The sequence below is a fragment of the Streptomyces sp. NPDC004658 genome (assembly GCF_040609555.1).
In the GTDB taxonomy this organism is placed as follows: Bacteria; Actinomycetota; Actinomycetes; order Streptomycetales; family Streptomycetaceae; genus Streptomyces.
The window spans coordinates 1-15,044 of the sequence record NZ_JBEXKG010000051.1; the positions used below are offsets into that span (position 1 = coordinate 1).

The following is a 15,044-nucleotide window of genomic DNA, read 5'->3' on the forward strand; positions in this document are numbered from 1 at the left end:
CCGAGCGCGGCGAGGAACCGGCCGGGCCCCCCCCCCCCCGCGGCCCGGACACCACGGCGAGCGGGGGCGCCCGCACCCTGCACAGGACCGGCCTCCGCGAAGCCGCACGCGTGCGGGAGCAACGGGCCCCTCCGAACCGTCACGGCAGGCCCACCCCCGGTGCCACGGCGCCCCGTGCGGTCAGCGTTCGTCTTCCTGTTCCGGCGTCTCCATGGCCTTGGTCAGCTCGCGCCGGTAGTCGGCGTAGGCCGTCCGCAGGGCCTCCCCCGGCCAGTCGGGGGGCAGCAGTACGGGCGGCAGGACCGGGTCGGTGAGCAGGTGACGGACGGCCGCCGCGTACGCGGTGAGGCGGACCGCCGGATGGTCGGCCCGGGTCGCGTGGGCGAGCAGTGAGCGCGCGGTGGCCGCCCAGCCGGCCAGCGGCCAGAGCCGTGCGGCCAGGTCGCGCGGGGGCTCGTCGGGGCGTGCGGCGTACGTCAGCGCCACCTGGCGCAGGTCGGCCGGCAGTGGGCGGTCGAGGTTGGCCGGCCGCAGCCACACGCCCTCGCGGAGCTCGGCCAGGCGCAGGCCGGTCAGCCGGGCGCGCAGGTCGGCGCGTTCGGCGGGGCCGCGGCCCGTCGCCGTGATCACCACCATCTCCCAGTCGCCGTCCCACGCGCGCGTGCGAGGACGCACGGCTTCGTCCTGGCGGCGCTGCCGGGCCAGCAGCCGGTCGCTGAGCCGGTAGACGGAGTCGGTGCGCCGCAGATCGCCGGCGGCCACCATCCTGCTCAGCGCGGCCCGCAGCGTGGAGCCGCCGACGCCGAACGGCTCCACCAGCCGCACCAGGTCCTTCACCGGCAGCTGGGGCGGATGCACACCGAGGAGCAGGCTCAGCACGACCGACCGGGCGGACAGCGGTCGCAGACCGGCCGCGTCGGTGTCCGTGTCGTCTGGCTCCGCGGAGACGTTCATGCGCATGGCCCCGTACTGTACGCGCGCCCCCGTGTTGCATCATTGCTACAGCCGCAGGAAGAGTGCAACATGCTGTCATGGTCTCGATTTCCGGGCAGTCGCAGTTGCCGTCGCCGTCCCAGCCGTCGTACGCCACGCACGACGTGACCAACCAGCCTCCGCCGCTCGCGCCCTACGACGCCTCCGCCGACCCGGCCCTGCTGGAGGGGCTGCGCCGGGAGGGCGCGGAGTGGGCCGAGGAGGGCATCCGGCGGCTGGGGGCGCGCGCCGGCAGCGAGGAGGCGCAGGAGTGGGGTGAGCTGGCGAACCGGTACGAGCCGGTGCTGCGCACCCACGACCGCTACGGCCACCGTGTCGACGAGGTGGAGTTCCACCCCAGCTGGCACCACCTGATGCGCACGGCGGTCGCCGAGGGTCTGGCCGGCGCCCCGTGGGCCGACGACCGGCCGGGCGCGCACGTCGCCCGGACCGCGGGCGGCCTGGTGTGGGGGCACACGGAGGCGGGACACGGCTGCCCCACGTCCATGACGTACGCCGCCGTGCCCGCCCTGCGCGCACAGCCGGATCTCGCCAAGGTGTACGAGCCGCTGCTCACCAGCCGGGAGTACGACCACCGGCTGCGCGTTCCCACCGAGAAACCCGGGCTGCTCGCCGGGATGGGCATGACCGAGAAGCAGGGCGGCTCCGACGTCCGGACGAACACCACCACGGCCACGCCCACGGGTGAGGTGGGCGTCTACACGCTGAGCGGGCACAAGTGGTTCACCTCGGCGCCGATGTGCGACGTGTTCCTGGTGCTCGCGCAGGCCCCGGGCGGGCTGTCGTGCTTCCTGGTGCCGCGCGTCCTGCCGGACGGCAGCCGCAACACCTTCCGCATCCAGCGGCTGAAGGACAAGCTGGGCAACCGCTCCAACGCCTCCTCGGAGCCGGAGTTCGACCGGACCGTGGCCTGGCTGGTGGGGCCGGAGGGGCGGGGCGTGAAGACCATCATCGAGATGGTCAACTGCACCCGTCTGGACTGCGTGATGTCCTCGGCGACCCTGATGCGCAAGACGCTGGTCGAGGCGGGGCACCACGCCCGGTACCGCAGCGCGTTCGGCGCCCGGCTGATCGACCAGCCGCTCATGCGCAACGTCCTGGCCGATCTCGCGCTGGAGTCGGAGGCGGCGACGACGCTCACGCTGCGGCTGGCCGGCGCGGCCGACCGCGCGGTGCGGGGGGACGCCGGGGAGCGGGCCTTCCGGCGCCTCGCCACCGCCGTCGGCAAGTACTGGGTCACCAAGCGGGGACCGGCCTTCACCGCCGAGGCGCTGGAGTGCCTGGGCGGCAACGGGTACGTCGAGGACTCCGGCATGCCCCGGCACTACCGCGAGGCTCCGCTGCTGTCCATCTGGGAGGGCTCCGGCAACGTCAACGCGCTCGACGTGCTGCGCGCCCTCGGCCGCGAACCGGACACCACCGAGGCGCTGTTCGCCGAACTCGCCCTCGCGCGCGGGGCGGACGCCCGGCTCGACACGGCCGTGGCCGCGCTCAAGCGCGCGGTGGCCGGAACCGATCAGGCGGGCGCTCGCCGGCTGGTCGAGCGGATGGCGCTCGCGCTCCAGGCCTCCCTGCTCGTGCGGCACGCCCCGCACCCGGTCGCGGACGCCTTCTGCGCGAGCCGGCTGGGCGGCGACTGGGGCCACGCGTTCGGCACGCTGCCCGCCGGAACCGACCTCGACGCCATCCTGGAGCGCGCCCTGCCCGACCGGAACTGACCCCTTCCCGCGCGCGTGCGGACGACCACGTCCCGGTGGCCGGTCGGCGTCGACGGATCGCACACAGTCAGCAGGCGTCTCCGGACCGTTGTCGGTGCCGTGGTGCACACTCCCGCTCAGGTGCCACTGGCCTGGGCGGGGCAGGGAGGACGACGTGTTCACGGGGATCGACGAGGTCGACTGGGCCTCGCTGCGGCACGCGCACGGCAGCGCGGAGGACGTGCCCGGGTGGTTACGGGCCCTGGCGTCCCCGGACACCGCCGAGCGGGCGACCGCGCTCGACGGGCTGTACGACGCGGTGCACCACCAGGGGAGGGTGTACGAGGCGACACCGGCCTGCGTGCCGTTCCTGTTCGCGCTGGCGGCCCGCGAGGAGGTACCGGACCGGGGGTGCGTCGTGGAACTGCTGGTCGGCATCGGCGGGGAGAGCGCAGAAGGCGCGGGCGCGGACGGTGCGGCGAACGCGGCGCGGGAGGCGGTGCGCGCCGGCGCCGAGGCCTTCGTCGCACTCGCCGGGGACCCGGATCCGGTGGTGCGCCGGGTGGCGGCCGGGGCTCTCGTGCGCTTCCTGGACCAGCCCGTGAGGGTCCTGGAGCTGCTGCGGCGGCGCCTGCGGGCGGAGCGGGACGACCACGTCCTGACGGCCCTGACGGAGGCGCTCGCCCGGTTCGCGCGCCGGTATCCCGCCCTCGCCGACGGCGCCCTGGACCTCCTGGCCGAACAGAGCGCACCGCCCTGCGCGCCGGGCCCGCGGCTCGCGGCGCTCGGCCAGCTCGCGCTCCACGCGCCCGTCCGGCTCCCGGCCGACCTGGTGCCCACGGCGGTCCGGCTGCTGCACGAGCGGTCCGCACAGCGCCGGCCGGCCGCCGAGCGCTGCGGCACGGACACCCTGGTGCGCCGGATACGGCGGCTGCGTCCCTCGGACGAACAGGGCGCCGGCCTGCTGCGCACCCTGCACAGCGCGCTCGGAGACCGGGTCCAGGACCGGATCGCCCTGCTCGCCGGGCAGTTGGCCAGCCCGGACCCGGTGGACCGGTGCAATGCCGTCTGGATGTCGGCGGGCCTGTTCCGTGGCTGGCGCGGTGACTTCGGCGCGCCCGTACGGCTGCTCGGCGCCCAGCTGAACACCGATCAGGACCGCTTGCGCGACGCGGCGGTCTCGGTCCTGGCGGAGCTGTACGCGCTGGCCGCGCCCGCGGCGGACGACCTGCACGCGCTGGTGGCCGCCCGGCCCGACCTGTGGACGCACCGCTGGGAGCGCGGCTCCCCCACGCTCGGCGGCCCGCTCAAGGCGCTGGCCAGGGCGGGCGACCCCCGCGCGGTCCCGGCCCTGGCCCAGCTGCTGGCCGGGCCGGTGGCGCCGGTCGGACTGGGCCGCGAAGCCGCGCACCTGGGCCGGGCCGCGGCTCCGCTGGCCCCCGCGCTGCGGCTCCGCCTCGGCCGCGTCCCGCTCGCCTCCCCCACCGCCGCCGTGCACGCGGCCCCGCTGCTGGCGGCGCTCCGGGCCATCGGCGACAAGGAGGCCGTCCCCGGACTGGTCCGGCTCCTGTCGGGCGCCCCCCACGGCCTGGGGGCACGGGACGCGGTCGCCGGCCAGGTGATCGAGACACTGGCGGAACTGGGCGCCGCCGCGCGGACGGCACCGCTGCTGCGCCGGCTGCTCTCCACCCGGCACGCGGCCACCGCGGCGGGCGCGCTGTGGTCGGCGGACGGGGACGCCACCGCCGTACTCCCCGTCCTGCTGCGGGAGTTGGCGCGGGACGACCCGGGCACCCGCCGCGCCGCCACCCGGCAGCTCGGCGGGCTGGGCCCGGCCGCGCGCCCCGCCCTGCCCGAGCTGCGCCGCCTCGCCGCGTCCGGACCGGTGCGGGAGCGGATACCGGCCGCGTGCGCGCTGTGGCGCATCGCCGGGGACCCCGGACCGGTCCTGCCCGTCCTCCGCTCCGCCTGGACGGCGGACCCCCGCACCCGCGTCCCGATCGCCCGGTGCCTGACCACGATGGGCGCGGCCGCCGCGCCGCTGCGCGACCTGATCACCGCGGAACCGGCCCGGAAACGCCGGCACACGGCCCAGGATGGCCCGTACCGCAGCCGTGACATCCCTGACGACGAGGAGCTGCTGAGGAGGTGCCGGGAGCTGTCGGCGGGGCTTTAGCCGGGTGCGGGACGGCTGGGTTCGGGGCGGAGAGGGTCCGATGGGCCGGAGGGTGCCGGCGGTCGGGGCGCCCCGGGATCAGACCGTGCGGCCCCACTGGGGGCCGAGCCGGGCCCACTCCGCGTCCCAGGCCTCCATGCGCCGGCGTTCCAGCCGGCCCCGTACGGCCAGGCCCGTCACCAGGGGGACGGCGGCGGCACCCGAGCCGACCAGAAGCCCTATCAGGACGGATCGGAACGCGGCCTCGGAGGCGGTGGCGGGGCGGTTGACCAGGCTGCCCCGCGGGTCGGTCCAGACGGTGACCGGCGTACCGGGCCTGCTGCCCGGTTCCACCCGGATCCGACCGGTGTGGGCGGAGCCGTCGACGGCCGTCCAGCGGACCTCCGCCCAGACCTGTTCGCCGGAGGAGGCATGACTGCTGTGCGCCGGGGACCTGCCCGGGACCTGCGCGACGACCCGGGCCACGGTGGGCCGCCAGGTGGCCCGCTCCCGGGCGAGTCCGTGCTCCACCGAGCCGGCCGCGGCGAGGCCGGCGAGCACGCCGGCCAGGACGGTCAGCAGACAGGCGCCGAGCACCACCCAGGCCTCCACGACGTCGGCCCGGCGTTTGAGCGGGTTGCGCCGCCAGCGCCACAGCCACACCTTCGGACCACGGAACGCCTTCAAGGGCATCCTCCTCACGAGCGCACCGACCGGCCGGACCGCCCTCCCATACGCGGGAGATCGCCCCGTTGCTCACGACGAGCCGTCTCCCCGACGGTCGCACGAGACACCCCTTTCGCGCAGGCGCATCCCGGAACGGGACCGGCCGATTGTCGCCGTACCCCGGCGACACAGGCGGTGACCTGGTGGAACGTCTACTCCGGGGGAGAGTGTCAGTGGTGGGGTGCACACTGGCCGATATCTGACGGCGATCGGGACAACGGCGTCCCGGAGGTGATCGGCATGACCGAGGTACTGCTCGCGGTGGGCACCCGCAAAGGCCTGTTCATCGCGCGGCGGAGGGGTGGCGGCCCCTGGGAGTTCGACGAGAGTCCGTACTTCAACGCGCAGGCGATCTATTCGGTGGCGATCGACACCCGGGGCGCCCGGCCCCGGCTGCTGGCGGGCGGGGACAGCGCGCACTGGGGTCCGTCGGTGTTCCACTCCGACGACCTCGGCCGCAGCTGGACCGAACCGGCCCGGCCGGCCGTGAAGTTCCCGAAGGAGACCGGCGCTTCGCTGGAGCGCGTCTGGCAGCTGCACCCGTCCGCCGCCGAACCCGATGTGGTGTACGCGGGCACGGAACCGGCCGCGCTGTACCGCTCGGAGGACCGCGGCGAGACGTTCGAACTGGTCCGGCCGCTGTGGGAGCACCCGTCCCGCTCGCAGTGGGTGCCGGGCGCGGGCGGCCAGTGCCTGCACACGGTGCTCACCGACGCGCGCGACCCCGGGGCGGTGACGGTGGCCGTGTCCGCGGCGGGCGTGTTCCGCACGACGGACGGCGGCGCGAGCTGGTCGCCGTCCAACTCGGGTGTGTCGGCGGTGTTCCTGCCGGACCGGGACCCGGAGTTCGGCCAGTGCGTCCACAAGATCGTCAGGGATCCGGTGGACCCGGACCGGCTGTATCTGCAGAACCACTGGGGGGTGTACCGCAGCGACGACGCGGGCGCGCGCTGGACCGACATCGGCGAGGGCCTGCCGTCGACGTTCGGCTTCGCGGCGGCCGCGCATCCGCGCCGGGGCGACACGGCGTACGTCTTCCCGATCAACGCCGACGCGGACCGGGTGCCCGCGGGGCACCGCTGCCGGGTCTTCCGCACGGCGGACGCCGGCCGCAGCTGGGAGCCGCTGTCCAAGGGACTGCCGGAGGAGGACCACTACGGCACGGTCCTGCGGGACGCGCTGTGCACGGACGACGCCGACCCCGCCGGGGTGTACTTCGGCAACCGCAACGGCGAGGTGTACGCCTCGGCCGACGACGGCGACAGCTGGCAGCTGCTGGCCGCACACCTGCCGGACGTGCTGTGCGTACGGGCGGCGGTGATCGACTGACCCCTCATCGCCCGGACTCTCACGGAGGCGGGCCGCGGCGAGGTGCCACCCGTCCTGCTCCGGCCGTCGGTTGATCGCCGGCAGGTGTACGGCAGTAGGGTGACGCCCGTGGCACCACGACCCTTGCATGAAATCGTCGAACCGGGCTGGGCGAAGGCCCTGGAACCCGTCGCCGGACGGATCGCCGCGATGGGCGACTTCCTGCGCGCGGAGATCGCCGCGGGGCGCACGTACCTCCCGGCCGGACCGAACGTCCTGCGGGCCTTCCAGCAACCCTTCGACGAGGTACGGGTCCTGATCGTCGGTCAGGACCCGTACCCCACACCGGGGCACGCGGTGGGCCTGTCGTTCTCCGTGGCACCGGACGTGCGCCCGCTGCCGCCCAGCCTGATCAACATCTTCCGCGAGCTGCACACCGACCTGGGGCTCCCCCAGCCGTCCACCGGGGATCTCACGCCGTGGACCGAGCAGGGCGTACTGCTGCTGAACAGGGCGCTCACCACGGCGCCGCGCAGCCCGGGCGCGCATCGCGGCAAGGGCTGGGAAGAGGTCACCGAGCAGGCGATCCGGGCCCTGGCGGCACGTGGCAAGCCGCTGGTGTCCATCCTGTGGGGCCGTGACGCCCGCAATCTGCGTCCGCTGCTGGGCCGTCTGCCGGCGGTGGAGTCCGCGCATCCCTCACCGATGTCGGCCGACCGCGGCTTCTTCGGCTCGCGCCCGTTCAGCCGGGCCAACGACCTGCTGATCCAGCAGGGCGGGCAGCCGGTGGACTGGCGTCTGCCGTGACCGCGTCGCGCGGCGGACCGGCGCACCCGAAGGGGAGCCCACCGGGCGGCCTCTTCGTGAGCGGCGACGAGACAGGGACCGGCGCAGGGGGGTGACAGAGGCGCTCGCATGACCCGGCGTCGCCTCGGACCAGCGGTTCCGTCCCTGTCCCTCCACCCCGCCGGACGCATGCGGCCGGCATATGCGCCCGGCACATGCCGACCGCACGCGTCGCCGGGGCGCAACTCATCAGACAAATCCGGACGGATACCGCTCACCTGCACCCTCCCCGAACGGCGGAGGCCAGGAAGCCAGTAACATGCGGCGCCATGAGCTCCCCCACTGGACCCGCGTCCGGCCTGCCCGTACGAATGCCGCGACCCCGCCAGCCCGGACGGCACCGCCGTCCGGAACCGCTGGTGGCTCCCGAGGGCGCGCCCGCGCTCGTCCTCGCGGTGCCCGGTGTGCCCAGCACCACCACGCGCAGCCTCGCCGAGGAGGTCGTGAGCATCGCCCGCTCCGAGCTGCCCGGCCTCGACGCCCGGATCGGGTACCTCGACGGGGACGACAGCGAGTTCCCGACGCTCCGTTCCGTGCTGGCGCGCGCCGCCGAGGAGCGCACCGCCCGGTACGAGCAGGCCGTCGCCGCCGGGGTCGAGGGAATCAAGGAGCCCGACGGCCCGGTGGCGGTCGTCGTCCCGCTGCTCGCGGGTCCGGACAGCGCGCTGCTGCGTCAGATCCGTCAGGCCGTGATGGACAGCCGGGTCGCCGCCGACCTGACCGATGTCCTCGGCCCGCACCCGCTGCTCGCGGAGGCGCTGCACGTGCGGCTGTCGGAGGCCGGTCTGGCCCGCGCCGACCGTGCCCGGCTGTTCACCGTGGCCACCGCCGCGGACGGCATCATCCTGGCCTCCGTGGGCGGCGAGGAGGCCGTCCAGGCGGCCGGGATCACCGGCATGCTGCTCGCCGCGCGCCTGGCCGTGCCGGTGATGGCGGCGGCCCTGGACCAGGAGGGCTCCATCGCCTCCGTGGCCGAGCAGCTGCGCACCGCGGGCTCGCAGCAGCTGGCCCTGGCGCCGTACCTGATCGGCCCGGAGATCGACCCGGCGCTGCTGGCGGCCGCCGCCGAGGAGGCGGGCTGCTCCACGGCCGAGGCGCTCGGCGCGTACCCGGCGATCGGCAAGCTGGCGCTCGCCAAGTACACGACGGCCCTCGGCATCGCCCCGCAGCAGCCGCAGAGCGCGCCGGTCCGCTGACACCTCCGGCGTCCGGCCTGCGGACCACCGGCACCTGTACGACTTCAGGGCCCGCTCCTCTCCCGGAGCGGGCCCTTCGGCCTGGCTGTCCCTCACCGTGCCTCCGAGGTCGTGACGGCGCGTCGCGCAGCCGCCGCGGTGGCGGGGGCCGCACGCCCCGGACGACGCCGCCGCGCCCTTCTTCAGCCGAAGACCACGCAGGAGGCCGCCGGAACCCGTACGGAGCCGTCGTAACGGGGAACGCCCGTCGTCCTGTCGACGGCGAACCAGGTCACGTCGCCGGAGCGCTCGTTCGCGGCGTAGAGGAAGCCGTCGTGCTCGGCCAGCGCCCGCGGCCAGTGCCCGCCGCAGGGCACCGTGGCGGTCAGCCGCAGCCCGTCCGCCTCGACGGCGAGGACGGACAGGACGTCCTCGCCCCGGGTCGCGGTCCATACGAAGCGGCCGTCGGGCGAGACGACGATCCCCGAGGGGTAGGCGTCGCCCGAGGGCGCGCCGGGCAGCACGGGCACCTCGGCCAGGGGCTTCAGGGAGCCGGCCGCGGCGTCCCAGCGGCACACCGTGACCGTGGGGGTCAGCTCGTTGACCACGTAGGCGTGCTCGCCGTCCGGGTGGAAGGCGAGGTGGCGCGGCCCGGAGCCGGGGCGCAGGGCGATCTCGCGGTGCACGGCGGGGCTGCCGTCCGCGAGGGTGCACACGCGCACCGAGTCGGTTCCGAGATCGACGCTGACGGCCCACCGCCCGCTGGGGTCGGGCTGCACCTGGTGGGCGTGGGGGCCGCGCTGGCGCCGGTCGTGCGGCCCCGACCCGGTGTGCTGGAGCCGTCCGGAAGGGGCGCCGGCGAGCGTGCCGTCCGGGCGCAGGGGGACGGCGGTGACGCTGCCGCAGCCGTAGTTGGCGGTGAGCACGTGCCCGTCGTACAGGCTCAGGTGGGTGGGGCCGCTGCCGGCCACGGGCACCGGCGGGCAGGCGGGTTCCGGCCGGTCACCGGTGACGCGGTAGGCGGCGACGGCGCCCTCGGCCGTCTCGCTGACCGCGTAGAGCGTGTGCCCGTCCGGTGACAGGGCCAGATAGGAGGGGTCGGGTACGTCCCGCACGGCGGAGACGAGGGTGAGCGCCCCGGTGTCCGGTGCGACCCCGGCGGTCACCAGTCCGGGGCCGCCCGCCGCCGTGAACGATCCGATGAACGCCCGGCGCCTGCCCGCCCTGCCGTCCTGTGTCACCGCTGTCCCCTCTCGGTCGAGGCCGTCGAGCCCGGTCCGGGGCCGACGGTAGCAGTCGATCACCCGAGGTCTAGACCAAGAGGCCGGGGTGGCCGGGCGGTTCTTCCGCGAGTCGGGGCGTTTCGCGCGAAGCGGGGGCGCACTCGGTTCCCGTGCGCCCCGCCCGGGTCACGCCCCGACCAGCCGGGAGCCGGACGGCGCGCGCAGCGGCTCCGCGAGTTCGGCGAGGGCGCGTTCCAGGCCGTGCAGATGGGCCAGGGCGGGTTCGGCGGGCGGCTCGGCGGGGCGGTGGAAGTGTTCGGCGCGCCCTTCGGTGAGGGCCTCGACGGCGGCCTCCACGCGCCAGCAGGCGGCGGCGAGGCGGGCGTCGTGGGAGGCCTCGGGGTCGGCGGCGACCGCGACCAGACCCCGGATCTCGCGGGCGCAGTCGTCGAGCAGCGCCAGGACTCGCCGGGCCCGCGCCCTGCGCGCCGGCATCGGGTTCAGCGGGTGCACCAGCGGGGCCACGGAGAGCCGGACCCGGCCGAGCAGCTGCTCCAGTTCGGCCACGCGCGGCGCGGGGTCGGCCGTGGTGGAGCCGGCGAGGCGGGCGGCGGCCTCGGCCGTGCAGGCGTGCACGCAGCGCAGGGCCCGCTGGATCCAGGCGTCGGTGGTGGCGTGCGTGGTGACCGGCAGCACGAACAGGACGGCGAGCGCGGCGCCGAGCGCCCCGACACCGGTCTCCACGAGCCGCAGCGCGAGCAGTCCGGGGCTGAGGACGCCGAGGAGGCCGTACAGGGTCTCGGCGAGCAGGGTCACCCAGAGCATCATCCAGGTGTAGGAGACGGCGGCCGTGTAGAAGATGCCGAACACGGCGACCGCGACGAGGACGGCCGTCGGCACGGGCGCGCCGTGCACGGGCACGGCGATCAGGAAGCCCAGACCGATGCCGAGGACCGTGCCGAGGACCCGGCGGAAGCCCCGGACCAGCGTCTCGCCACGCGAGGCGGTGTTGACGAAGATCCACCAGGTGGCGCCGACGGCCCAGTACCAGCGCTGTCCGGACACCAGCTGGCCCACGACGAGTGCGAACCCGGCGCCCGCGGTGGCCTGGACGGCCTGCCGGGTGGTCACCCGGGCCAGCCCGGTCCCGGCGGGCGGAGCGGGTACGGCGGCAGGGGGCAGCCGGCGCTCGTAGCACCACAGGCCGAACCGCACGACGGCCGCGCTGAGCACGGAGAGCAGGACGGCGGCGTACAGCTCGGGCAGCTGTCCCGGGGCGGCGTGCAGGAACTGGGCCACGAAGAACGTCATGAAGGCGAACACGCCGAGGCTGTGCCCGCGCGGGCCCCACCGGCGGGCGTAGACGCCGGCGCCGACGACGGCGAGGAAGGTGAGGTCGCGGGCGACGGGGTGGTCGTGCAGCTCGGCCGCGGCGGCGAGCACCGGCACCCCCACGGCGGGCAGCAGAGCGGTGGTGACGGCCTGCCCGCGCACGGTCGGGTCGGCGACGGTGAACAGCGCGAGCAGCGCGGCGAGGCCGCCGGTGACCGCACCGGCGAGGGAGTGCCCGGCGAGTCCGCAGACCACCACCGCCAGTCCGATGCCGAGGACGGCCCGCGCGGCGAAGCGCAGCCGCGCCCGTCCCGGGTCCGGAGCCACGAACATCCTCTTCAGCACTGCTGCCCTCCCCTGGGTGTGCGAGTACACCGGCACAGAAAAGGCGCCGCGGGGGTCCGCAGCGCCATCGACACCTCCATGAGAGCATCACCGGGGTCACTGGCTCAAGTGTGACGCGAATCGCTGGGCCATTGGCACAGCACCGGTCCGGCGCATGCGCTCACCGGAATGCCAACGGACCAGGTCGGGCGGTACGGGCGACTCGGGGTGACCTGGACCATTGGTACAGTCGTCCATCATGGCCGTGGACGCACTCGACACCCGCATCCTGCGGCTGCTCCTGGAGCAGCCGCGCACCAGCGTGCGCGAGTACGCCCGCATCCTCGGCGTGGCCCGCGGCACGCTCCAGGCCCGGCTCGACCGGATGGAACGGGAGGGCGTGATCACCGGAACGGGTCCGTCCCTGTCCCCCGCCGCGCTCGGGCATCCGGTGCTGGCGTTCGTGCACATCGAGGTCACCCAGGGCCATCTGGACGACGTGGGGGACGCGTTGGCCGCCGTACCGGAGATCGTGGAGGCCTTCTCGATCACCGGTGGCGGAGACCTGCTCGCGCGCGTGGTGGGCCGGGACAACGCCCACCTGGAGGACGTGATCCAGAAGCTGATCAGCCTGCCGGGCGTGGTGCGCACCCGCACGGAGGTGGCGCTGCGCGAGCGCGTCCCGTACCGGCTGCTGCCGCTGGTCGAGTCGGTGGGGCGGGCGGCCCGCGCCTGACGCTTGGCATCCTGGACGCCATGAGCGATCTCGGCGCCCTCTCGGTCATCTTCGATCTCGACGGAACGCTGGTGGACAGCGAGCCGAACTACTACGAGGCGAGCCGCCGGACCCTGGCCGAACACGGCGTCCCGGACTTCACCTGGGCGGACCACGAGAGCTACGTCGGCATCAGCACCCGGGAGACGGTCATGATCTGGCGGGAGCGCTACGGCCTGCGCGCCCCGGCGGCGGAGTTGCTGGACGCGACGAACCGCCGCTATCTGGAGCTGGCCCGCACCCGCACGCGCGCGTACCCGGAGATGCGCGCGTTCGTGGAGCTGCTGGCCGGCGAGAAGGTGCCGATGGCCGTGGCGTCGGGTTCCTCCCCGGAGGCCATCGAGGCGATCCTGGCGGGCACCGGCCTGGCCGCCTTCCTGCGCACGGTGGTCTCGGCCGACGAGGTCCCGCACGGCAAACCCGCCCCGGACGTCTTCCTGGAGGCGGCCCGCCGACTCGGCGCGGACCCGGCCGACTGCGTGGTCGTGGAGGACGCGGCCCCCGGGGCGGCCGCCGCCCACGCGGCCGGCATGCGCTGCCTGGCCGTTCCGTACGTACCCGCCCAGGCCGAGGCTCCCGGGTTCGGCACCGCGTCGCTCCTCCTGCGGGGCGGCCAGGCGGAGTTCACGGCACGGTCGGCGTACGCGTGGCTGCGGGACACGGCCCGCTGAGACATTGGCGTCGCCCACCCCCTCCGTCCCGGCGGGACCACCCCGCTCGGCGCGGTGGGGGCGGAGGCGCCCTTTCGGAGCAAGGGCGCGCCGGTCGTCCCCGCGGGAAGACCGTGGACACCTGGGTGGCCGAAGGCCGGCCGGGGCGTGCGGACGGGGAGGCCGTGGTGCGTACGGCGCGGAGGGCGTCGTACGTCTCCTGAGCCGCCTCGGCGCGGGGAGGGGACCGGAGGGGGAAGGCGCTGTTCCGGGGTGACGGGCGGTCGTTCCCGGCGTGCGCGCGCGCCCGTGACTGCATAGCGTGACCCCATGAGCACAGAACAGGCCCGGACCGCCCCCGACGAGCGGCGGTGGAAGGCGCTCGGGGTCTGTCTGGCAGCGGGCTTCATCTCGCTCCTCGACACCTCGATCGTCAACGTGGCGCTGCCCTCGCTGGAGCGCGGACTCGGAGCCTCGGAGGCGACCCAGGCATGGGTGGTCTCCGGGTACGCCCTCACCTTCGGGCTGGCGCTGGTCCCCGCCGGCCGGCTGGGCGACATGCGCGGCCGGCGCCAGGCCTTCCTCTTCGGGCTCGCCCTGTTCACGGTCGCCTCGGCGGCCTGCGGATTCGCGCCCGGCACCGGCTGGCTGGTGGTGTTCCGGCTGATCCAGGGCACCGCGGCGGGCATCGTCGCGCCGCAGACGTCCGGGCTGATCCAGCAGATGTTCCAGGGCTCCGAGCGGGCCAAGGCCTTCGGGGTGCTCGGCACCGTCATCGGGGTGTCCACGGCGGCGGGACCGCTGGCGGGCGGCCTGCTGATCGACGCCGCCGGCACCGACGACGGCTGGCGCTGGGTCTTCTTCGTCAACCTGCCGATCGGAGTGGCCGCCTTCGCCGCGGGCCTCCGGCTGCTGCCGCGCTTCCCGGCCACGGGCAAGCACGAGGAGTTCGACCTGTTCGGCGTGTTCCTCCTCGGCTCGGGCGTGCTCGCGCTCATGCTGCCCCTGGTGCAGGAACAGCAGTGGACCGGGCGGGAGAAGTGGGCGCTGATGCCGCTGGCCGTCGTGCTGCTGGGCGCGTTCTGGGCGTGGGAGAGACGGCAGGGGCGGCTCGGCCGGGCCCCGCTGGTCGACCTGGCGCTGTTCTCCCTGCGCTCCTTCACGATCGGCGCCCTGATCAGCCTCAGCTACTTCGCGGGCTTCACCACCGTCTTCTTCCTCTACGCCCTGTACCTCCAGAACGGCGTGGGCTACAGCGCGCTGGCGTCAGGGCTCACGGTCCTGCCCTTCGCGGCGGCCTCGGCGGTCGGCGCGGCCATCGGCGGCCGGCTGGTGGTGCGCTTCGGCCGCAAGCTGGTCGTCATGGGTCTGGGCGGGGTGGCCCTGGGCGTGCTCGGGGTGGTGGCGGCGGTGGAGCTGGTGCCCGGACGCAATGTGGGATGGGCGTCGGCACTGCCCCTCCTCATCGGCGGCATCGGATCCGGCCTGACGGTCTCCCCGAACACCACCCTCACCCTCACCCGCGTCCCCGTGCACCGGGCGGGCGCGGCCGGTGGAGTCCTCCAGACGGGCCAGCGCGTCGGCTCGGCCGCCGGGATCGCGGTGGTGGGCGCGGTGTACTTCGCCCACCTCGCCAATCACGGCCGCGCCGACACGGCACTCCAGCTCGGGCTGCTCACCGTCGCGGGGATCATCCTGGTCGCCCTCGTCCTCGCGGTCACCGATCTGCGGGAGCGCCAGGTGCGTCCCGAACCGGAGAAGGCCGGCGAGCCGGTCGGGCGCGGCTGGGAAGAGGGGGGCGCCGTGGAGGGCGTCCGGCCCGGCCCGTGAGGGCCGCACG

General features: G+C 75.2%; 12 protein-coding genes. 8 read left to right on the forward strand and 4 right to left on the reverse strand.

Annotation, left to right across the window (positions count from 1 at the left end; genetic code table 11):
* Positions 1-180: 180 nt before the first annotated feature.
* The gene (locus ABZV94_RS19340; RefSeq protein WP_356341613.1) at positions 181-960 is read right to left on the reverse strand and encodes a PaaX family transcriptional regulator C-terminal domain-containing protein; all 780 of its coding nucleotides are present in this window, start codon (positions 958-960) and stop codon (positions 181-183) included.
* A 71-nt stretch (positions 961-1,031) separates the two neighbouring features.
* Between ABZV94_RS19340 and ABZV94_RS19345 the strand changes: the two genes are divergently transcribed.
* On the forward strand, positions 1,032-2,711 hold the full coding sequence (locus ABZV94_RS19345) for an acyl-CoA dehydrogenase family protein (protein WP_356341614.1): 1,680 nt from the start codon (positions 1,032-1,034) through the stop codon (positions 2,709-2,711).
* Between the two features lie 154 nt (positions 2,712-2,865).
* The gene (locus ABZV94_RS19350; protein ID WP_356341615.1) at positions 2,866-4,866 is read left to right on the forward strand and encodes a HEAT repeat domain-containing protein; all 2,001 of its coding nucleotides are present in this window, start codon (positions 2,866-2,868) and stop codon (positions 4,864-4,866) included.
* 78 nt (positions 4,867-4,944) lie between these two features.
* Here ABZV94_RS19350 and ABZV94_RS19355 read toward each other — a convergent pair whose 3' ends face one another.
* Positions 4,945-5,538: a hypothetical protein gene (locus ABZV94_RS19355; protein ID WP_356341617.1), complete on the reverse strand. Its 594-nt coding sequence runs from the start codon at positions 5,536-5,538 to the stop codon at positions 4,945-4,947.
* A 273-nt stretch (positions 5,539-5,811) separates the two neighbouring features.
* Between ABZV94_RS19355 and ABZV94_RS19360 the strand changes: the two genes are divergently transcribed.
* From ABZV94_RS19360 to ABZV94_RS19370, 3 genes are all read left to right on the forward strand, one after another.
* Positions 5,812-6,900, forward strand: a complete 1,089-nt coding sequence (locus tag ABZV94_RS19360; RefSeq protein ID WP_356341618.1) for an exo-alpha-sialidase — start codon at positions 5,812-5,814, stop codon at positions 6,898-6,900.
* 108 nt (positions 6,901-7,008) lie between these two features.
* Entirely contained in the window at positions 7,009-7,686 is a 678-nt protein-coding gene (locus ABZV94_RS19365) for a uracil-DNA glycosylase (RefSeq protein WP_356341620.1), read from the forward strand.
* A gap of 308 nt (positions 7,687-7,994) precedes the next feature.
* Positions 7,995-8,921 carry a hypothetical protein gene (locus ABZV94_RS19370; protein ID WP_356341621.1) on the forward strand — a complete coding sequence of 309 codons (927 nt, stop codon included), beginning with the start codon at positions 7,995-7,997 and terminating at the stop codon, positions 8,919-8,921.
* 182 nt (positions 8,922-9,103) lie between these two features.
* Here the strand turns inward: ABZV94_RS19370 and ABZV94_RS19375 are convergent, their stop codons facing one another.
* On the reverse strand, positions 9,104-10,141 hold the full coding sequence (locus tag ABZV94_RS19375) for a lactonase family protein (RefSeq protein ID WP_356341623.1): 1,038 nt from the start codon (positions 10,139-10,141) through the stop codon (positions 9,104-9,106).
* 168 nt (positions 10,142-10,309) lie between these two features.
* A complete protein-coding gene (locus ABZV94_RS19380) occupies positions 10,310-11,800 on the reverse strand; it encodes an FUSC family protein (RefSeq protein ID WP_356341624.1) in 1,491 nt (496 codons plus the stop codon).
* A 238-nt stretch (positions 11,801-12,038) separates the two neighbouring features.
* Between ABZV94_RS19380 and ABZV94_RS19385 the strand changes: the two genes are divergently transcribed.
* From ABZV94_RS19385 to ABZV94_RS19395, 3 genes are all read left to right on the forward strand, one after another.
* Entirely contained in the window at positions 12,039-12,515 is a 477-nt protein-coding gene (locus ABZV94_RS19385) for an Lrp/AsnC family transcriptional regulator (protein WP_356341626.1), read from the forward strand.
* A gap of 20 nt (positions 12,516-12,535) precedes the next feature.
* Complete coding sequence (locus ABZV94_RS19390) at positions 12,536-13,225, forward strand: HAD family phosphatase (protein WP_356341628.1); 690 nt, start codon at positions 12,536-12,538, stop codon at positions 13,223-13,225.
* A gap of 309 nt (positions 13,226-13,534) precedes the next feature.
* A complete protein-coding gene (locus tag ABZV94_RS19395; RefSeq protein WP_356341629.1) occupies positions 13,535-15,034 on the forward strand; it encodes an MFS transporter in 1,500 nt (499 codons plus the stop codon).
* The last annotated feature ends 10 nt before the right edge of the window (positions 15,035-15,044 follow it).